At 28.4% G+C, this 19235-nt stretch carries 19 protein-coding genes and 1 other annotated feature; of the genes, 17 read left to right on the top strand and 2 right to left on the bottom strand.

Annotated features, from left to right (window positions below; genetic code table 11):
* The first annotated feature begins 196 nt into the window (after positions 1–196).
* The 3 genes from JWYL7_RS08555 to JWYL7_RS08550 all read left to right on the top strand — a co-directional run bounded on the left by JWYL7_RS08555 (position 197) and on the right by JWYL7_RS08550 (position 952).
* Positions 197–391, top strand: a complete 195-nt coding sequence (locus JWYL7_RS08555) for a hypothetical protein (RefSeq protein WP_066071789.1) — start codon at positions 197–199, stop codon at positions 389–391.
* 97 nt (positions 392–488) lie between these two features.
* Positions 489–659: a hypothetical protein gene (locus tag JWYL7_RS10600; RefSeq protein WP_161937499.1), complete on the top strand. Its 171-nt coding sequence runs from the start codon at positions 489–491 to the stop codon at positions 657–659.
* 104 nt (positions 660–763) lie between these two features.
* Positions 764–952, top strand: a complete 189-nt coding sequence (locus tag JWYL7_RS08550) for a hypothetical protein (protein ID WP_066071787.1) — start codon at positions 764–766, stop codon at positions 950–952.
* 82 nt (positions 953–1034) lie between these two features.
* On the opposite strand, the gene JWYL7_RS08545 is transcribed toward JWYL7_RS08550, so the two are convergent.
* The gene (locus JWYL7_RS08545) at positions 1035–1748 is read right to left on the bottom strand and encodes a zinc dependent phospholipase C family protein (RefSeq protein ID WP_066071784.1); all 714 of its coding nucleotides are present in this window, start codon (positions 1746–1748) and stop codon (positions 1035–1037) included.
* 125 nt (positions 1749–1873) lie between these two features.
* Positions 1874–2072: a binding site (T-box leader), on the top strand.
* A 49-nt stretch (positions 2073–2121) separates the two neighbouring features.
* Here JWYL7_RS08545 and metG point away from each other — a divergent pair.
* From metG to JWYL7_RS08485, 12 genes are all read left to right on the top strand, one after another.
* A complete protein-coding gene (metG, locus tag JWYL7_RS08540; protein ID WP_066071781.1) occupies positions 2122–4059 on the top strand; it encodes a methionine--tRNA ligase in 1938 nt (645 codons plus the stop codon).
* Positions 4060–4070: 11 nt separating this feature from the next.
* Positions 4071–4835 (top strand): TatD family hydrolase, encoded by a 765-nt coding sequence (locus JWYL7_RS08535; protein ID WP_066071778.1) that lies wholly within the window; start codon positions 4071–4073, stop codon positions 4833–4835.
* A gap of 324 nt (positions 4836–5159) precedes the next feature.
* A complete protein-coding gene (locus JWYL7_RS08530; RefSeq protein ID WP_066071776.1) occupies positions 5160–6080 on the top strand; it encodes an RNA-guided endonuclease InsQ/TnpB family protein in 921 nt (306 codons plus the stop codon).
* Between the two features lie 161 nt (positions 6081–6241).
* A complete protein-coding gene (locus tag JWYL7_RS08525) occupies positions 6242–7240 on the top strand; it encodes a resuscitation-promoting factor (RefSeq protein ID WP_066071774.1) in 999 nt (332 codons plus the stop codon).
* 52 nt (positions 7241–7292) lie between these two features.
* Positions 7293–7829 carry a ribonuclease M5 gene (gene rnmV / locus JWYL7_RS08520; protein ID WP_066071771.1) on the top strand — a complete coding sequence of 179 codons (537 nt, stop codon included), beginning with the start codon at positions 7293–7295 and terminating at the stop codon, positions 7827–7829.
* A gap of 10 nt (positions 7830–7839) precedes the next feature.
* Entirely contained in the window at positions 7840–8712 is an 873-nt protein-coding gene (gene rsmA / locus JWYL7_RS08515) for a 16S rRNA (adenine(1518)-N(6)/adenine(1519)-N(6))-dimethyltransferase RsmA (protein WP_066071768.1), read from the top strand.
* A 66-nt stretch (positions 8713–8778) separates the two neighbouring features.
* Complete coding sequence (locus JWYL7_RS10430; protein WP_066071765.1) at positions 8779–9972, top strand: hypothetical protein; 1194 nt, start codon at positions 8779–8781, stop codon at positions 9970–9972.
* Positions 9973–10060: 88 nt separating this feature from the next.
* Positions 10061–11620, top strand: coding sequence for a PAS domain-containing sensor histidine kinase (locus tag JWYL7_RS08505; RefSeq protein ID WP_161937498.1), 1560 nt, complete (start codon positions 10061–10063; stop codon positions 11618–11620).
* 19 nt (positions 11621–11639) lie between these two features.
* Positions 11640–12821 carry a M20/M25/M40 family metallo-hydrolase gene (locus JWYL7_RS08500; protein WP_331722126.1) on the top strand — a complete coding sequence of 394 codons (1182 nt, stop codon included), beginning with the start codon at positions 11640–11642 and terminating at the stop codon, positions 12819–12821.
* Positions 12822–12913: 92 nt separating this feature from the next.
* Positions 12914–13807, top strand: coding sequence for a cation diffusion facilitator family transporter (locus JWYL7_RS08495; RefSeq protein ID WP_066071756.1), 894 nt, complete (start codon positions 12914–12916; stop codon positions 13805–13807).
* A gap of 95 nt (positions 13808–13902) precedes the next feature.
* Positions 13903–15363, top strand: coding sequence for an aminotransferase class I/II-fold pyridoxal phosphate-dependent enzyme (locus JWYL7_RS08490; protein WP_331721858.1), 1461 nt, complete (start codon positions 13903–13905; stop codon positions 15361–15363).
* A gap of 64 nt (positions 15364–15427) precedes the next feature.
* Positions 15428–16495, top strand: a complete 1068-nt coding sequence (locus JWYL7_RS08485) for a hypothetical protein (RefSeq protein ID WP_066071753.1) — start codon at positions 15428–15430, stop codon at positions 16493–16495.
* 11 nt (positions 16496–16506) lie between these two features.
* Here JWYL7_RS08485 and murC read toward each other — a convergent pair whose 3' ends face one another.
* Positions 16507–17865 (bottom strand): UDP-N-acetylmuramate--L-alanine ligase, encoded by a 1359-nt coding sequence (gene murC, locus JWYL7_RS08480; RefSeq protein ID WP_066071750.1) that lies wholly within the window; start codon positions 17863–17865, stop codon positions 16507–16509.
* 139 nt (positions 17866–18004) lie between these two features.
* Between murC and purR the strand changes: the two genes are divergently transcribed.
* Positions 18005–18829, top strand: coding sequence for a pur operon repressor (gene purR / locus JWYL7_RS08475; RefSeq protein WP_066071745.1), 825 nt, complete (start codon positions 18005–18007; stop codon positions 18827–18829).
* Positions 18830–18902: 73 nt separating this feature from the next.
* Positions 18903–19178, top strand: coding sequence for a septation regulator SpoVG (gene spoVG / locus JWYL7_RS08470; RefSeq protein WP_066071742.1), 276 nt, complete (start codon positions 18903–18905; stop codon positions 19176–19178).
* Positions 19179–19235: the final 57 nt, after the last annotated feature.

Below are 19235 nucleotides of genomic sequence, written 5' to 3'. Positions count from 1 at the left end.
AATAAAAAAAAATTATTCAAAAATAAATATGTTAAATTAAAAACTATGCAGTACAATGAACATCTTAAGCTCTGTATAGTTTTAAAATACTAGACTTTGTGAAGCGTCTGTTTTATATCAATACGTACAAAAGCAATTTTTGATGCATATAAATATAAAAAAATCAATTTTCAGATAATTTTCAGGAGGGATATGTATGAAAAATAATATAATAAAAGCTTACGCTGTTGAGGCTATGAATTATTTATTAAATATGGGAATAATAACAACTGATGAAAGAGAATTAGCAATGACATCACTAGCACTTGAGATAGATTTTCTATTAAAAAACTTTAATGAAGAAGAAATACTAGAAAGCAAAGTGTATAAAAGTTTAGAACTTATAAGATAAGTATCTAATAAATTACACTTTATCCATACCTTACACAGAATTAATATTAAAAATACTGAAATAATAAATATGATAATAAAAGAAAAGAGGGATGTGTATGGATACAAAGGATAAAAAAATTTCAAAAGAAGCTAAAAATATGGACTTAAAAACAGAAATGGCACAAGATTTTGATATAAGTGAAGAAAACATATTTTCTTATAGAGAAAACAACAAACAAAATGGAAACTTTTACAAACAAGGAGTAACAGAGAGAATGGGAAAATAGGCAAAGGGAAAACCTTTGCCTATTCTTATGCAAAATTTACATAGAATTTAATTTTGCTTTCTTCAAAAAATAAAAATGAAATTATAAAAAAGGAGTGTGTTAAAGTGGCAAAGAAAAATAAAAATAAACAAACAAGAATAGAAAAAGTAGCAAAGCTAAGAAGCAATGAAAGAAATTTAGAATTTGCAAAAGAGCTTGGAGCATATGACATAGATAAAGAAGAAAATGTTATTCAACATGGAAAACAAAAAGGAAAAAAAGTAATATCAATAAGAAAGCAATACGAGAAATAAAAAAAACTCCTTAATGGAGTTTTTTTTATAAATTGTGAGAAAGTGATAATTTCCATCATGTGTTAGAGCAAAGTCTTTTTTATTAATTTTTCAAAGAAGATTTTGTTATATCTTTAAAAAACATAATCATAGCTCCTGCGGAAGTCCTTTCAGCTAGTGGAACTGTACATCTTGATATTCTATAAAATCTTTCATTATCTTCCTTTATATATTTAAACTTTCTATATATCTTCATAGCAACTCTTGCATTAAACCTTATGTATTCATCTACTGAATCTAGAAGATAAGCTCCTTTATCACATTTAAAATCTTGTATATACCTATAAGTTTTTTTAACGAAATTTTCGTATTGTCTATGGTTATCTAAAAGCTTAACATTAGCGTGTTGTGGTATAGTCATATCTTGAATTATGTGAATACATGCTCCTAAGTAAAATAAAGAATTATATTCATCGCTTATATTCCAAAATTTAAGAGCATTTTCGTAATATTCTTTAGCTAAATTCATAGCACTATACCCACCATAAAGACCTTTTTTAGTTTTAACACTATAAAAATGACCATTACTTTTAAAATCTTGATCTGCCCAAACAGTTCCATCATTAATTGCAGTTATATAATTGCAAAAAAAGTTAAATTCATCTATATATTTATCATTTCTTAAAATTTTTAATGCCTGAGCATTTATAAACTTATGAACTTTGCAGTGGGTATTTATTACTTTCTTTTTTAAAGGATTAATAATAGAAAAATATACTTGTAAAGCTTTAGAATATGCTTTTTCTATCAAATTCATAAATTTCACCTGCCTTTACATTTAGTTTTATATTAAAAAGGTAAAATAAAACAAGTAATACTTGACATAAAAGGAATAATTATATAGAATTTTGCTAAAAATAAAAGTAAACATTCAAAAATAAGTTAAAGGCGTTGAAAGGAAGAGTAGATAAAGTTTTCTTCTAATAGAGAGCTAGGGTGGGTGAAAGCTAGCGTTGAAAGCTTTATTGAACATGGCCCTTGAGCCTTTCATCTGAAACTAAGTAAGATGGAACGTAAAGGCACGTTATAGCCTACTAGAGTAAAAACTAGGGTGGTACCGTGAGATAAACTCACCCCTAAATTTAGGGGTGAGTTTTTTTGCTTAAATATAAAATGAAGGAGGAAAATTTATGAAAAATAAAACATTTTATGTAACAACTCCTATTTATTATCCAAGTGGAAAGCTTCATATAGGACATACATATACAACAGTAGCAGCAGATGCTATAGCTAGATTTAAAAGATTTACAGGATATGATGTAAAATTTTTAACAGGAACAGATGAACATGGAGAAAAAATTCAAAAAACAGCTATAGAAAAAGGATTATCTCCTAAAGAATACCTAGATGATATAGTTGAGGATATAAAAAAATTATGGAAGACAATGGATATATCTTATGATGATTTTATAAGAACTACGGAAGATAGACACAAAAAAATAGTGCAAAAAATATTTACAATTTTATATGAAAAAGGAGATATATATAAAAGTGAATATGAAGGATGGTATTGTACTCCTTGTGAAAGCTTTTGGACAGAAACTCAGCTTTTAGAAGGAAATAAATGTCCTGATTGTAATAGAGAAGCTAAAATAGCTAAAGAAGAAGCATACTTTTTTAAGTTATCTAAATACCAAGATGCTTTAATAAAACATTTTGAAGAAAACCCAATGTTTTGTTATCCAGAAAGTAGAAAAAATGAAATGTTAAATAACTTTTTAAAAGCTGGACTTGAAGACCTTTGTGTTTCACGTACAACTTTTGACTGGGGAATTAAGGTTCCGTTTGATGAAAAACACGTTATATACGTTTGGTTTGATGCAGTATGTAACTATATAACTGCTTTAGGATATTTAACTGATGACCAATCAGAATATGAGAAATTTTGGCCAGCTAATGTTCACATAGTAGGAAAAGAAATAGTTAGATTCCATAGTATAATATGGCCTGCGATACTTATGGCTTTAGAAATACCACTTCCAAAACAAATATTTGGACACGGTTGGATTTTATTTGCAGATGACAAAATGTCAAAATCTAAAGGAAATATAGTTTATCCACAGCCACTTATAGAAAGATATGGTATAGATGCGCTTAAGTATTTCCTTCTTAGAGAGTTTACATTTGGACAAGATGGAAGTTATACAAATAGAAACTTTTTAAACAGAATAAATTCAAATTTATGTAATGACCTAGGAAACTTAGTTAGTAGAACAGTAGCTATGGTTGAAAAATACAGACAAGGCAATATTCCTTCAGCAAAATTATTTGAAGGTGTTCACAGTCAGGTTAGGGAAATAGGAGAAAATCTACACAAAAAAGTAGAAGAAAATATGGATAAGTTAAACTTTAGTGAAGCTTTAGAAGAAATATGGAAGCTTGTAAGAAGAAGTAATAAATATATAGATGAAACTATGCCTTGGGTTATAGCAAAAGATGAGGAAAAAAGTGATGAACTAGATACAGTTCTTTACAATCTTTGTGAGAGTATAAGAATAATTGCAGTTGCACTTACTCCTTTTATGGAGTTAACTTCTAAAAAGATATACTCTCAACTTGGAATAGAAAATGATAAAGAAATATTAACTTGGGATAGTATAAAAGAGTTTGGAAAAATAAAACAAGAAACAAAGGTAAAAAAATCAGATCCACTATTCCCTAGAATAGATATAGAAAAGGAACTTGAGGAGATGGAAAAAATGTTTGAAAACAAAGAGCAAGTAAAGCCTCTAAATCACAAAGAAGCAATAACAATAGATGAATTTGATAAAGTAGAAATAAGAGTAGGAAAAGTATTACAAGCTCAAAAGCATCCTAAAGCAGATAAATTATTAGTTATTCAACTTGAGCTTGGAAGTGAGAAAAGACAAATAGTTTCTGGTATAGCAAAATACTATAAACCTGAAGAGTTAGTAGGAAAAAATGTTTTAGTTGTATGCAATTTAAAACCTGTTAAACTAAGAGGAGTAGAGTCTCAAGGAATGATATTAGCAGCTGCTACTGATGATGATGAAAAATTAGTTCTTCCTACGGTTGAGAATATGCCTTCAGGGGTAGAAGTACGTTAAAGGAGGAAAAAATGCTTTTTGACAGTCATGCACATTTAGATGATGAAAGATTTGATGAAGATAGAGATGAGGTTATAAAAAAAATAAAAAGTGAGAATGTAAAATATGTCTTAAATGCAGGAGCTGATATAGCATCATCTAAAAGAAGTATACATCTTTCTGAAAAATATGATTTTATATATGCATCTGTGGGAGTACATCCCCACGATGTAAAAGATATGAATGAAGATACTATAAATTTATTAAAGACACTTTCAAAACATGAAAAAGTAGTAGCAATAGGAGAGATTGGACTTGATTATTATTATGAAAACTCTCCTAGAGAAATTCAAAAAAGATGGTTTGAAAGACAAATACAGCTAGCAAATGAAGTTAAACTTCCTATAATAGTTCACGATAGAGATGCTCACAAAGATACATTTGATATTATAAAAACCACAAAGAGCAAAGATATAGGATGTGTTTTACATTGCTACTCAGGAAGCTTAGAACTTGCAAAAGAGTATGTAAAAATGGGATGCTTTATATCAATAGCAGGTCCTGTAACTTTTAAAAATAATGTAAAGACTGTTGAAGTAATAAAAAAAATACCACTAGAATATTTACTTATAGAAACGGACTGCCCGTACTTAGCACCCCATCCTCATAGAGGAAAAAGAAATGATCCATCTTATGTAAGATATATTGCAGAAAAGATAGCAATAGAAAAAGGTATTTCGTATGAGAAAGTATGTGAAATTACAACAAAAAATGCAAAGATACTTTTTAATATATAAAATAAAGAGGCCTTGCCTCTTTATTTTTTTGATCAGATTATACTCATAAATATATAGTTTAAAGAATACAATTGATGTTAGTTAAAGATTTATACATAATAAATAGAATTCATGGAAATAATATGAATAAGTAGCAAAACCTATATAAAGGAGGCTCGAATTTGACAATGATTCAAAAATAGTTTAGAATGGATGAAGGCTTCAAATAGGGAGAGTCTTTTTCCGTAAAAAGGAGGACATTAACAGTTAAATTATATTTATAAAATTATATAAATATCTATAATTATTTTACAGATTTGAATTCATTAGGATGTGATAATTCCAATGATTAAAACTTATAAAGTTATGCTTTTGCCTAATAACAAACAAAGAACAAAATTATTTGAGTGTGCTTCAGTTGCAAGATGGGCATATAACTTTGCGTTAGCAACAGAGCAAGAAAATTATAAAAATTGTAGTAAGTTTTTAAGTGATTGTGAACTTAGAAAAAGATTAACTGAACTAAAAAAGACAAAAGAATACTCATGGCTTAATGACTATTCAAATAATATAACAAAACAAGCTATAAAAGATGCCTGTATTGCATATAAAAACTTCTTTGAAGGCAGAGCAAACTTTCCTAAGTTTAAATCAAAGAAAAAAAGTAAGCCAAGCTTTTATCAAGATACAATAAGTACAGGACAAAAGTACAAAAACATAAATAAAACAAGTAAAGTTAAAAAACTTGAGAAAAGACAAAAACGATTACAAAAAAAGCTATCTAAAAAATATGAATTAAACAAAATTCAAATGAACGGAGGTGAATACCGTTACAGAAAAACTAACAATATAAAAAAGTTAGAATTCCTTGTTTTAAAAATGAGAAGAAGGCTTAAAAACATAAGGCATAATTATATTCATCAGATAACTGCATCTTTGGTGAAAGCCAAGCCAGAGTATGTAGTTATGGAAAACTTAAATACTTGTGGAATGCTGAAAAATAAAAGATTATCAAAATCAATACAAGAGCAGCTATTTTACGAATTTAAAAGACAAATGGAATATAAATGTGCCTTAAATGATATTAAATTTATACTTGCAGATACATTCTATCCTTCATCTAAAACTTGTAGCATATGTGGTGCTTTAAAAAACAAATTTTCTTTATCAGAAAGAACATTTATATGTGATGAATGTGGCTATGAGATAGATAGAGACTTAAATGCAAGTATAAACCTAAAAAATTATGGTAAATCAATAGCATAGCACCTAAAGCTATTATTGATATGTACCGATTCGTTAGTCGGGAATTTAAGCCTTCGGAGTGTCAAATAAACAGGAGTAGATTTTTCGAAACTAGACACGATGAACAAGGAAGGAAACATAAACTTTTAAAAGTTTTTTAAGTTTTCTGTAACGGGATCTTTATGAGCCGAAGTAAAAAATATATTTATATACTTACAACGATAGCATTTTTTATACTATGTACAACAGGTATATACCAAGCTTTAAATAAAAATGTAAAAATACGTGTTCAAGATGAAGTAATAGCTGTAAGCACATTTTCAAAGACAGTAGAAGATGTTTTAAAAGAAAACAATATAAGTATACAAAAAGATGATAAAGTCCTCCCAGATATAGACACTAAGTTGAAAGACGGCATGGAAATAGTAATAAAAAGGGCCTTCGATGTGAAGTTAGTATCTGATGGGGAAGAGAAAGTTATAACCACTATAGAACAAACAGTTGAGGATTTGTTAAAACAAAACAATATTTATTTTTCTGAGATAGACAAAATCTTTCCTTCTTTAGATCACAAATTACAGCCTGGTGATGAGGTAAAAATAGTAAGGGTTACAGAAAGAATAGTTAAAGAAACTAAGGAAATACCATTTGTAGTAAATACTGTATATGATGACAATTTAGAAATAGGAAAAGTAATAAATGTTCAAAAAGGATCAGTTGGAAAAAAAGAACTAGCATACAAAGTAATAGAGGAAGATGGGAAGGAAGTAAATAGAATATTAGTCTCAGAAACAGTTGTAAAAGAGCCTAAAAATGAAATAATAAAAAAGGGATCTAAAAACTTTATAATAACATCAAGAGGGGAAAGAAGAACTTTTACAAAATCAATGACTGTAACTGCTACTGCATATACAGCAGGGTATCAGTGTACTGGAAAAACTCCTTCTCATCCTCAATATGGAATAACCAGTTTAGGAACTAGGGTAAGACCAGGAGTTATTGCAGTAGACCCGAAAGTTATACCTTTAGGATCGACAGTTTATATAGAGTCTATGGGTATATATAGAGCAGAAGATACAGGTGGAGCTGTAAAAGGAAATAAAATAGATATATATATGGAAAGTTTAGAAAAAGCACGGAGGTTCGGAAGAAGAACACTCAAAATATATGTATTAAAATAATTATTGCGACACTCTTTGAGTGTCGCATTAAGTTTGTTAAAGGGGTGAGAAGATGATAAAAGAGGTAATAGTAGTTGAGGGAAAAGATGACATAGCAGCAGTTAAAAGAGCTGTAGATGCAGAAGTTTTGGCAACAGGAGGATTTGGATTTCAAAAAGATGTTATAAATAAAATAAAAGAAGCTCAAAAAAGAAGAGGAGTTATAATATTTACAGATCCTGATTATGCAGGAGAAAAAATAAGAAGTATAATATCAAAACAAGTAAGTGGATGCAAGCATGCCTTTTTATCAAGAGATGAAGCTACCAAAGATGAAGATATAGGAATAGAAAATGCATCAGTTGAAAGTATAAGACAAGCTTTAATGAAAGTAAGAAGTGAATCAGTTCAAAAAAGAAATGAGTTTACCCAAATAGACCTTATAAAGTATAATTTAATAGGAACAGAAGATGCTTCTTTTAGAAGAAATGAACTTGGAAAAATATTAGGGATAGGATATGCAAATTCAAAGCAGTTTTTAAACAGACTAAATAATTATGGTGTAACTAGAAAAGAATTTGAAGAAGTTATAAAAAACATAGAAAAATAGGAGTGAAAAAATGGACAAACTTTCTTCTGTAAAGACTACAAAAGAAATAGTTGAAAGATATGGATTTAAATTTTCAAAATCATTAGGACAAAATTTCCTTGTAAACTCTAATATAATACAAAAAATATTAGATGGAGCACAAATAGGTCAAGATGATTATATATTAGAGGTAGGACCTGGAATTGGAACCTTAACAAAGGAAATGGCAAAACTTTCAAAAAAAGTAGTGGCTGTAGAAATAGACAAAAAGTTGATTCCTATACTTTCAGAGACATTAAAAGATAATGAGAATGTAGAAGTTATAAATGAAGATATATTAAAGTGTGATGTAAAAAAGATAGTTGATGAAAAATTAAATGGTGGACCTATAAAACTTGTTGCAAATCTTCCTTACTACATAACAACTCCTATAGTTATGAAGTTTTTAGAAGAAGATATTCCTGTTAGCCATATAGTAGTGATGGTTCAAAAAGAAGTGGCAGATAGAATGAAAGCATCTCCTGGGACGAAAGATTATGGAGCATTATCTGTTGCAGTTCAGTATTATTCAGATGTAGATATTATAACTACTGTTCCAAAAACAATGTTTATACCTCAACCAAATGTAGAGTCGACAGTTATAAGACTTAAAAGCTATACACAACCAAAATACGATCTAATAGATAAAGATTTATTTTTTAGACTTGTAAAAGCATCTTTTTCAAAGAGAAGAAAAACTATATTAAATGCGCTTAGCACATACGGACTTGAGTTTACAAAAGATGAAATAAAAAGTGCACTTGAAGAGGCTAATATACAAGAAACTAGAAGAGGAGAAACTTTGAGTATAGAAGAATTTGTTAAACTAGCAAATATAATGAAGAAAAAAAGTACTTTTAAATAATAAAGTACTTTTTTTTTATGTTTTATCATATATGTTAATATAGATTCTCTTTAAGGGGGGGTACGTTTGAAAAGATCTAATAAAAGAGCTAACATAATGCTGTATTGCAATGATACATCTTTTGAAATAAAAAGAGGATATAAACCTAGAGGATATGCAAATTTAATAACAAGAGACGATAAATCAAAGTTTTCGCTTTATGTTGAAAATATTAAATACGTAAGCGAAGGATATAGAATAGTTATTATAGACAATCAGCTAAACAAAATAGATATAGGTAGAATACTTGTAGATGAAAGCGGAAAAGGTGAAGCTAGAATAGACATAAATAAAGATGATATAGATATACAATGTGTAGCTTTAACCTATGAAGATAATATCCCTTTAATATCATATAAAGGAAGAAGAACAAAAAATTATGAAGATATATTATTAAGGAAAGAAGAAAATATAGATCAAGTACAAGAAGATAACGAAAATCAAAGAAGTGAACAAGTAGATATAGAAACAGAAATAAATGAAGAAGAATTAGACAAAGAAAGAATAGAAGAAGATAAGGAACATGTAAAAGAAAGAATAGAAGAAGAAATAGAAGAAGATGAAGAAATAAATAAAGAAATAGTAGAAGAAGAAAGAGTAGAAGAACAGATACCTCAAGAAATAGAAGAAGAAAGAATAGAAGAAGAAAAAGTAGATGAACAAGAAATAGACGAGGAAAGAATAGAAGAAACAGTACAAGAGGAACCTCAAAAAAAAAAGGAATATTTCGAAGAAAAAAAAGAAGAAAAAGAAGAAGATATTAAGACTTATTTTGAAAAAGAAAAAGAAAGAATAGAAGATAAAACATATTTTATTCCAAGAAGATTAAAGAAAAACTTAAAAAAATATAAAGAAGTAAAGCCTTTTATAAAAGATATAGACGATACAAGATGGTGGAAGATAAATATAAATCCTATGAGTATGTTTGGGTATGATATACCTTACCTAGGATATATGTATTATTTAAATTATACAGCGTATTCAGACATAGGATTTTTAGCATATAAATATAGACATTACTTATTTGGAATAAACTATGACGAAGATGGGCAAAGAAAATATTATGTATATGCTATTCCAGGCAAAAAAAATGAACAACCAGATTTAGGTGAAACAGGTTTTAATCAGTTTTTAGGTTGTAAAAATGAAGATGATGAATATGGATATTGGATTTGTTATATAGACTGCAAAACTAGATTAATAAGTATAGATCAAGAATAGGATCATCCTATTCTTGATTTTTTTTTGGAATTGATATAATTGGAATTTGGGGGCAATTTTGAAAAATTATAGTAGGGGAAGATCAAAGGTGAGATACTTTATAAAAAACTATAAAAAATTTTATATTCCGCTTATAGCTGTGGCTGTATTCAGTATAATATCTTATTATCTTTTATTTTATAATGTAATAGGAGTAAAAAATGCAGTAATAAAGGCAAATGAACAAAAATCAGACCTAATAAGATACCAAGTAGAAGAATATTTAGGCGAAAAACACAAGCTTTTAGAAAGTATAATGCAGCTTATAAGTTCAATGGAAGAGAAAAAATATTCACAAGAAGAAATAAATGTTTTACTAAAAGATATAATACAAAAATATCCAGATATAAATTCTTTATCAAAATCAAATAGATATGGAGACATAGTAATGTTTATATCTAATAATGAGATGTTTAAGCCCGATAATTACTTAGGGCTTAATATATCTCACAGAACTTATTTTCAAGCAGCAAGGCTTGGAAAAAAAACCACATTCAAACTTTTGAATGATTTAGTTACAAATAAAGAAATATTGATAATATCTATTCCTCATTATGATAAGAATGGATTTTTTAAAGGAACGATAGCTTTTTCTATAAATAAAGATTATCTTTTAGATACTTTTGAAAACTATAATGTAGATGATAAAGATTATGTAGTACTTTTAAATACAAGCTCTGAAATTCTTTATCATCCACATTTAGAAAAGGCTAGAAAGTCTGTAAGTGAAAGTAATTTTTTAGAAAGTTTGATATATCAAATAAATAGAAATAATAAAGGAACAATGAACTTATTATCAGAACTTGATAATCAGCAAAAAATAATTTCATATTCTGCTATTAAAAATACAGACTGGGCAGTTTTAAGTGTAAAGCATATATCAAAAGTTTACACTCCTTTAGTAAAACAGCTAGTTATAAATATAAATATAATAGTAATTGTAGCTTTATCTTTGTATTTGATACTTAGAAGTTATTTTCTTCAAATGAAAAGAGAAGAAGATTTTCTTGTTTATAATATGGAAAGAATACAAATGTTAGGGCAGATATCTGCTGGTATAGCTCATGAGATTAGAAACCCATTATCGAGTATAAAGGGGTATATACAAATAGAACATACAATGAACCCAACAGAGCTTTCAAATATTGCTCTAACTGAAATGAAAAAAATAGAAGAAAGCTTAAATTATTTTTTAAAATTATCTAAGCCCCTAGAGGAAGGAAAAAAAGAATTTTATCCTCATGATGTTATAAAAGAAATAGGAACAATACTAGAGGCAATAGGACTTTTAAAAGATATAAATATAAAGTACAATATAGATAACGTAAATGAAAAAATAAAATTTAATAAAGACTATCTAAGATTTATAATACTTAATTTAGTTCAAAAGCTTTGCAGTGAAATAGAAAAAGGACAAACATTGAATATAAATTTAAAATCACAAAAACAAAGTGTAGTATATGAAATAGAAAATGGAAAAATACCTAATGATAAGAATTTGGATCTTGAAATAAGTAAAAAAATAATACAGTCAGAGGGAGGTCAAATAATAGTAGAAAATAAAGGTTATTTTAAAATAGCCATTATTATACCACAAAATAAAAATTAAGTATAGATAGTTTTATTCAATGAAAATGTTGTATAATGGAATAAGAAAAAGAAAACGTATTCATGAAATGTATGGAGGTTCTGATATGGTAAATAAAGACAGAATAGTAAATGAATTTATTGAACTTGTAAAAATAGACAGTCCTTCTTCAAAAGAAGAAAAGATTGCTAAAGTATTAGTTGAAAAACTTGAAAAACTAGGTTTTGAAGTAGTAATAGATGATGCAGGTACTAAAGTAGGTGGTCAAACAGGAAATGTTATCGCAACTTTAAAAGGAACAAGACCAGGAAAGAAAATACTGTTTAGTGCACACATGGATACTGTAAGCCCAGGAGAAGGGGTAAATCCTATAATAGATGAAGAAAATGGAATAATCAAAAGTGATGAAACTACTGTTTTAGGAGCAGACGATAAAGGTGGAATAGCAGCAATACTTGAAGGTATAAGAATATTAAAAGAAAAAAATGAAGACCATGGGGATATACAAGTAGTATTTAGTATATGGGAAGAAGGAGGACTATTTGGAGCTAAGTACTTAGATTATTCTAAGATAGATGCTGAGTATGCATTTGTATTAGATAGCGGTGGATCTCCTGGAGAAATAATAGTAAAAGGACCAGCTCAAGATAAAATAGATGTAAAAATAATAGGAAAACCAGCTCATGCAGGAGTTGCTCCTGAGGAAGGAGTAAGTGCTATAATGGTAGCTGCAAGAGCTATAGAAAATATGAAACTTCTTAGAATAGATGAAGACACAACAGCAAATATTGGAATAGTAAAAGGTGGTATAGCTACAAATATAGTTATGCCAGAGCTTGAAATAAAAGCTGAATCAAGAAGTTTAGTTGACGAAAAACTAGATATGCAAACAAAACATATGGTAGAAACATTTAAAAAGGCTGCTGAGGACTCTAACGCTCAAGTTGAAATAAATGTTGAAAGAATGTATGGAGCATTCAATATTTCAGAAGATGACGAGATAATAACTATGCTTAAAAAAGCGTTTGAAAATATGGGAGTAAAATCATACATAACTTCAACAGGTGGAGGAAGTGACACTAATATACTAAATTCAAATGGAATAAAAGCTGTAAATCTTGGAATTGGTATGAAAAAACCTCATACTCTTCAAGAGTATATAGCTATAGAGGATTTAGTAAAATCTGCTCAAATGGTATACGAAATAATAAAACAAGCATAAACTAAAAGGTATGTACTAAGGTGCATACCTTTTTTCTTTGCTAAAAGTGTAGTATAATGTAAATTATATTTTGCTGTAAAGGAGAAGAAGTTATGAATGAAAGATTAAATGAATCTACAAGCGCAACTATAAAATCTATAATAATAAATATAGTTTTAACCATATTTAAAATATTATCGGGAATAATTGGCAGCTCAAACGCTATGATTGCAGATGGAATACATTCAGCATCAGATATAATAACATCAATTGGAGTATTAGCAGGAAATATAATATCTAAAAAACCTGATGATGATGAGCATAACTACGGACATGAAAAAGCAGAAACATTAGTTGGATTTACTTTATCATTAGTTTTAATATATGTAGGATTTAAGATAGGTTATAATTCACTTTTATTAATGTTTAATTTAGATAAAATAAAAACTCCGACATATCTTCCTATAATAGCAGCTTTAGTATCTATAGCTTTAAAAGAATATCAATTTTATATAACTATAAAAATTGCAAAAAAGATAAATTCTCCATCTCTTAAAGCTGATGCGTGGCATCATAGATCAGATTCATTATCATCAATTGGAGCACTTTTGGGCATAATAGGAAGTAGAATAGGTTTTAAAATATTAGATCCACTATCTGGATTTATAGTTTGTATTTTAGTTTTAAAAGTAGGATTAGATATACTAAAAACATCAGCAAACGAACTTTTAGATTATTCTATAACAAAACAAGAACAAGAAAAAATAAAAGATTTAATAATGACTGTAGAAGGAGTAAACTATGTAACTAGCTTTAAAAGCAGAAAACACGGTTCATATATATACATAGATCTTTCAATTTGCGTAGACCCTAATATAACAGTATATAAAGGACATGAAATAGCTCATAAAGTTGAAGATAAAATAAAAGAAAATATCGAAAATATAAAAGCAGTAGCTGTTCACATAGATGCGTGTACAGTTAGATATAATCAAAAAAAACATTGATTTTTATGTAAAAATATTATAAATTATAATAAGTTGGTTTCTTAAAAACACCTAAAAAGTTTATCAATATGAAACGAAGGAGATGAAAGTGTAAGTTGAAAAGATTAGATCAAACTATGACGCCTCTTTTTACAGCACTTAAGGAATATCACTCAAAAAATGTTATTCCATTTGATGTGCCTGGACATAAACATGGATTAGGAATTAAAGAACTAGCCCAGTTTTTTGGAAAGACAGTTTTAGAAGTTGATGTAAACTCTATGAAATGTTTAGATAACTTATCTAACCCTATAGGAGTTATAGCAGAAGCTGAAGAACTTGCAGCTGATGCATATTGGGCAGATTATGCTTACTTTATGGTAAATGGAACAAGTTCAGCTGTTCAAGCTATGATAATGAGTGTATGCGAGCCTGGAGATAAAATAATTCTTCCAAGAAATGCTCATAAATCAGCAACTTCTGCAATAATACTAAGTGGAGCAATTCCTGTATATATTCAGCCAGAAATAAATGAAGAGCTTGGAATAGCTATGGGAGTTTCGGTTCAAGAAATAGAAAGAGCAATAGGAAAGCACCCTGATGCTAAGGCAATCTTTTTAGTAAATCCTACTTACTATGGTGCAATATCAGACCTTGCAAGCATAGTTAAAATAGCTCATAGAAATGGAATTGCAGTTTTAGTAGATGAAGCTCACGGAGCGCATATGCACTTTCACCCTGATCTTCCAGAATCAGCTATGTCAGTAGGAGCAGATATGTCAGCTGTTAGTATGCATAAAACAGGAGGCTCTTTAACTCAAAGCTCTATACTTTTAGTAAGAGATGGAATAGTAGATGCAAAACATGTTAGAACAACTATAAACTTAACACAAACAACTTCAGCTTCATATCTACTTATGAGTTCATTAGATGTTGCTAGAAAGCAGCTAGCAACTCAGGGAGAAGAAATGTTAGATAATATACTTTCTCTTGTAAGAGAGGCAAGAGAAAAAATAAACAAAATAGATGGACTTTATGCTTTTGGAAGAGAAATTATAGATACTCCTGGAGTTTATGATTTTGATGAAACAAAATTAGGAGTTAATGTAAGAAAACTAGGTCTTACAGGATATGAGGTTTATGATATATTAAGAGATGAATATAATATTCAAGTAGAGCTTGGAGATAACTATAATATACTTGCAATAGTTAGTCTTGGTGACACAAAAGAAAATTTAGATAAACTTGTAGATGCACTTTACGATATATCTATAAAATATAGAAGAGATGAAGAAATAAAGCTTAAAAAGAGTATTCTTAAAAATCCAGACCTAATAGTAGCTCCAAGAGATGCGTTTTATTCTACAAAACACTCTGTACTACTTGAAGATGCAGTTGGAGAAATAAGTGGAGAATCTGTGATGGTATATCCACCGGGAATACCTATAATAGTTCCAGGAGAAAAAATAACAAAAGATATAGTAGAATATATAAAGTTTTTAAAAGAAGAAGAAGTTATACTGCAAGGAACACAAGACCCTTATGTAGACTATATAAATGTATTAGGTATAGAATAAAAAATCTCACAATTGTGTGAGATTTTTCTGTTTTGTGGTATAATTAACAAAAGAGGTGATTATTATGTATAAGAAAATTGCTATAGGATCAGCAGTTATATTTTTAATTGTATTTATAGCAAGTTTTTCTATAACCTATATAAATACTAAAGACGATTTAGTAGATCACAGATTTAAGCCAGTAGTAAAAAATATAAACCTTTTACAAACCCTTTTAAATGAAGAAGAAATAAGGTTAAGCGATAACAGATTTGAAAATATTTTATTAAATGAAGATGTAGTATCAGAATTTAAAGAATTTGTTCAAAACTTTAAGAAAGTAGACGAAAGGGTAAATGTAAGAAAGGTAATATCAGGAGAAGGTAAAAATATACAGTTTATAACAGATTACAAACATATAAAAATACAAGCACAAGATCAAGAAGAATACTACGAAATTCCTAGCGAATATTCAAAGCAAATTGAGGAGTTATTTGAAAAAGGTATATTTACATCACTAGATATTATAAAAAATCACAGAAATTTAACTAAAGTTTTAGTTGAAGATGAAAAAACTAAAAAACAGCAAGAGCTATCAAGATCTAACTTAAAAGAGTTTAGCGAAAGCATAAACTATAGGCAAACTTTAAAAGAACATAGAATAAAAAATGAAAGCAAAGATAACTTTTATATAACAGTATCACTTAGAAATACAGATATTTACCTTCAGCTTATAGATAAAAACACTTTAGGAGTTTTCTATAAAAATTATAGAACTTATTATAGCGTTGAGGAAACACTTTATAATTACTTATCTCATATAATGAGAAATACTCAATACACTCCTTCAGAAAACAATCAAGAACAAGATTACAGCTGGGTTGAAGAAATAGAAGTAAAAGATATAGTAAACAATATAAACTCTTTAGTAAGAGGAAAAGATGCAAAAGATTTAATGGAGTTTTTATTCAATAAAAATACTACTGAAGGAAGATTAGGAGAGTTTGAAGAAAAAAGATATGAACTTACTTTAAAAGGAAATGGAAAAACTCAAAATATAACAGCTTATGAAAATCATATACAGGTTAACTCAAAAATATATCAAGTTAGAAGTGTTGATATAATAATAAGTGCTTATGCAAATACTCCATAAAAAAAGGATGCTTACTTAGCATCCTTTAATATTTTTTCTCCTATTAAATACACATTTCCAGCACCTACAGTTAAAACTAGATCATAAGGTTTAATATTTTCCAAAATATACTCTTTTATATCATCAAAATTGCTCATATATAAAGCATCTATATCGTTTTCTTTAAGTTTAGCTACAAGGTCTTTAGAGTGTATACTTTTATCGTCTTTTTCTCTTGCTGCATATATATCAGTTATTATTACCTTTGTAGCATCATTAAACGAAAGAGCAAATTCATTTAAAAGAGCTTTAGTCCTAGTATATGTGTGAGGCTGAAATATACAATATAAATCTCCCTTACACATATTCTTAGCCGCAGCTAATGTAGCTTTAACTTCTGTTGGGTGATGAGCATAATCATCTATTATTATAGCAGAATTTACTTCACCTTTTTTTTGGAATCTTCTTTCAACACCCTTATATTTAGATATATTTTCTCTTATAATATCAATATCAATTCCAGAAACTAAGCTGCAAACAATAGACGAAGTAGCATTATATATATTGTGAAGTCCAGGTACTGAAAGATTAAATTTACCAAGGTCCTTTCCATTAAAAGTTAGCGAAAATCTTCCACACCCTAAGCTATCAAAAGATATATCCCTTATAACAACATCATTAGAGTTTAAAGTTCCATATTTAATAATATTTGCTTTAACTCCTTTAAGTATATCTTTTGTGTTTTTGTCATCTCCATTTACAATAAAATATCCATCTTCAGGGATTAATTTTCCAAATTCATTAAAAGATCTTTTTATATCTTCAATTCCAGAAAAATAATCTAAGTGATCTTCTTCTATATTTAAAACAACACCTATATTAGGATAAAACTTAAGAAAACTATCTACATATTCACAAGCTTCTGTTATAAAGTTTTCAGACTTTCCTATTCTTACATTACCATCTATTTCTCTAAGATTTCCGCCTACTAATATTGTAGGATCTTTACCTGATAAAGTAAATAAAATAGATGTCATAGAAGTTGTGCTAGTTTTACCATGAGTTCCAGCTATTGCTATTACATTTTTATAATCTTTCATAAGCTCTCCTAAGAAAGAGGCTCTATCTAAGATTTTTATATTCTTTTCTTTACATGATAAAAGCTCCTCGTTGTCATCTTTTATTGCAGCTGTGTATACTACAAGGTCTATATCGCTTGATATGTTCTCTTTTTTGTGTCCTATATATATAGTTGCTCCTAATCTTTTTAGTTTATCTGTAGAAAAAGATTCCTGACAATCTGATCCAGATACCGTATATCCTTTGCTGATACAAATTTGAGCAAGAGCGCTCATACTTACTCCACCTATTCCTATAAAATGTATATGCATTGTTAAATCATCTCTCCTTATGACAAGATATTATGTTATAATATTAAGAATAAAGTCATTTAACATTATACTATTATATTGATATGAATAAAAGAGGTATTATATTATAGATTTTATCTTAAAATCAGGAGGTTTAGCTATGAAGTTCAAAAGAAATGAAAGAATAGGGGCAATAGTTAAAATTCTATCAGACAATCCAAATACGGTTTTTACTCTTAGCTATTTTACAGAAAAATTTAATGCAGCAAAATCTACTATAAGTGAAGATGTATTAGTTGTAAAAAATGTATTTGAAAAGATGAACCTAGGACAAGTTATAACTATAGCAGGAGCAGCAGGGGGAGTAAAATATATACCTAAGATATCTAAAAAAGATAACATTATTTTCTTAGAATCTATATGTAAACAGCTAAATGATAAGTCACGATTACTTCCAGGAGGATTTTTATACATAATAGACCTTATATATAATCCTCAAATAGCTCATAAAATAGGAAAAATATTTGCATCTTATATAGATTATAAAGATGCTGACTATGTAGTTACAATGGAAACAAAAGGGATACCAATGGCTCTTATGACTGCTAGTGCAATGAACTTACCTCTTGTAATAATAAGAAAAGATTCTAAGGTTTCAGAAGGATCAGCAATTAGTATAACTTATATGTCAGAAAGTACAAAGAGAGTACAAATGATGTCACTTCCAAGAAAAGCATTGAAAGAAAATAGTAAAGTTATACTAATAGATGACTTTATGAGAGGTGGGGGAACATTAAAAGCAATGGAAGATTTGATGAAAGAATTTAACGCAAAAGTTATAGGAAAAGGAGTTTTTATAGCAATGGCAGAGCCAAAGGAAAAGCAAGTAGATGATTATGTATCCTTGATAGATTTTCAAATAGTTGAAGATAAAATGCAAATAACTCCTAATAAAGATTTTGTAATACAAAATTCAGAAAATTAAGAAGGTAAATTGATAAAAATGTAGAATATAAAAAATACAATAATTTTTATATCACAAAAGGGGAGTGGGAAACTTGAAAATTACAGACATCAAAATAAGAAAAATAACTGATGAAGGAAAAATGAAGGGTATAGTATCAGTAACATTTGACGATTTATTTGTAGTACATGATATAAAAATAATACAAGGACAAAACGGACTATTTATAGCAATGCCAAGCAGAAAAATATCAGATGGAGAGTTTAGAGATATAGCTCATCCAATTAATTCAACAATGAGACAAATGCTAGAAGAACAAGTAATAAGTGCATACAAACAAGCTTTAAATAATATGGAAGTTACAGCATAAGAAAGAGCCGACACAGGGCTCTTTTGTTTTGTCAAAATTGTATACAATTTTGACGAA

It is taken from the genome of Alkalithermobacter thermoalcaliphilus JW-YL-7 = DSM 7308 (assembly GCA_001584565.1).
In the GTDB taxonomy this organism is placed as follows: Bacteria; Bacillota; Clostridia; order Peptostreptococcales; family Peptostreptococcaceae; genus Alkalithermobacter; species Alkalithermobacter thermoalcaliphilus.
Note: the sequence above shows the minus strand (reverse complement) of the source record. Positions and strands in the feature narration are given on the sequence as shown.

What these genes read in the sequence shown, in the direction of transcription:
- JWYL7_RS08530 (WP_066071776.1), top strand. Translation starts at nt 5,160, where the DNA reads ATGATTAAAACTTATAAAGTTATGCTTTTGCCTAATAACAAACAAAGA.
- JWYL7_RS08525 (WP_066071774.1), top strand. Translation starts at nt 6,242, where the DNA reads ATGAGCCGAAGTAAAAAATATATTTATATACTTACAACGATAGCATTT.
- metG (WP_066071781.1), top strand. Translation starts at nt 2,122, where the DNA reads ATGAAAAATAAAACATTTTATGTAACAACTCCTATTTATTATCCAAGT.
- JWYL7_RS08485 (WP_066071753.1), top strand. Translation starts at nt 15,428, where the DNA reads ATGTATAAGAAAATTGCTATAGGATCAGCAGTTATATTTTTAATTGTA.
- JWYL7_RS08555 (WP_066071789.1), top strand. Translation starts at nt 197, where the DNA reads ATGAAAAATAATATAATAAAAGCTTACGCTGTTGAGGCTATGAATTAT.
- rsmA (WP_066071768.1), top strand. Translation starts at nt 7,840, where the DNA reads ATGGACAAACTTTCTTCTGTAAAGACTACAAAAGAAATAGTTGAAAGA.
- JWYL7_RS08545 (WP_066071784.1), bottom strand. Translation starts at nt 1,748, where the DNA reads ATGAATTTGATAGAAAAAGCATATTCTAAAGCTTTACAAGTATATTTT.
- JWYL7_RS10600 (WP_161937499.1), top strand. Translation starts at nt 489, where the DNA reads ATGGATACAAAGGATAAAAAAATTTCAAAAGAAGCTAAAAATATGGAC.
- murC (WP_066071750.1), bottom strand. Translation starts at nt 17,865, where the DNA reads ATGCATATACATTTTATAGGAATAGGTGGAGTAAGTATGAGCGCTCTT.
- JWYL7_RS08535 (WP_066071778.1), top strand. Translation starts at nt 4,071, where the DNA reads ATGCTTTTTGACAGTCATGCACATTTAGATGATGAAAGATTTGATGAA.
- JWYL7_RS08495 (WP_066071756.1), top strand. Translation starts at nt 12,914, where the DNA reads ATGAATGAAAGATTAAATGAATCTACAAGCGCAACTATAAAATCTATA.
- JWYL7_RS08500 (WP_331722126.1), top strand. Translation starts at nt 11,640, where the DNA reads ATGAAAATGTTGTATAATGGAATAAGAAAAAGAAAACGTATTCATGAA.
- rnmV (WP_066071771.1), top strand. Translation starts at nt 7,293, where the DNA reads ATGATAAAAGAGGTAATAGTAGTTGAGGGAAAAGATGACATAGCAGCA.
- purR (WP_066071745.1), top strand. Translation starts at nt 18,005, where the DNA reads ATGAAGTTCAAAAGAAATGAAAGAATAGGGGCAATAGTTAAAATTCTA.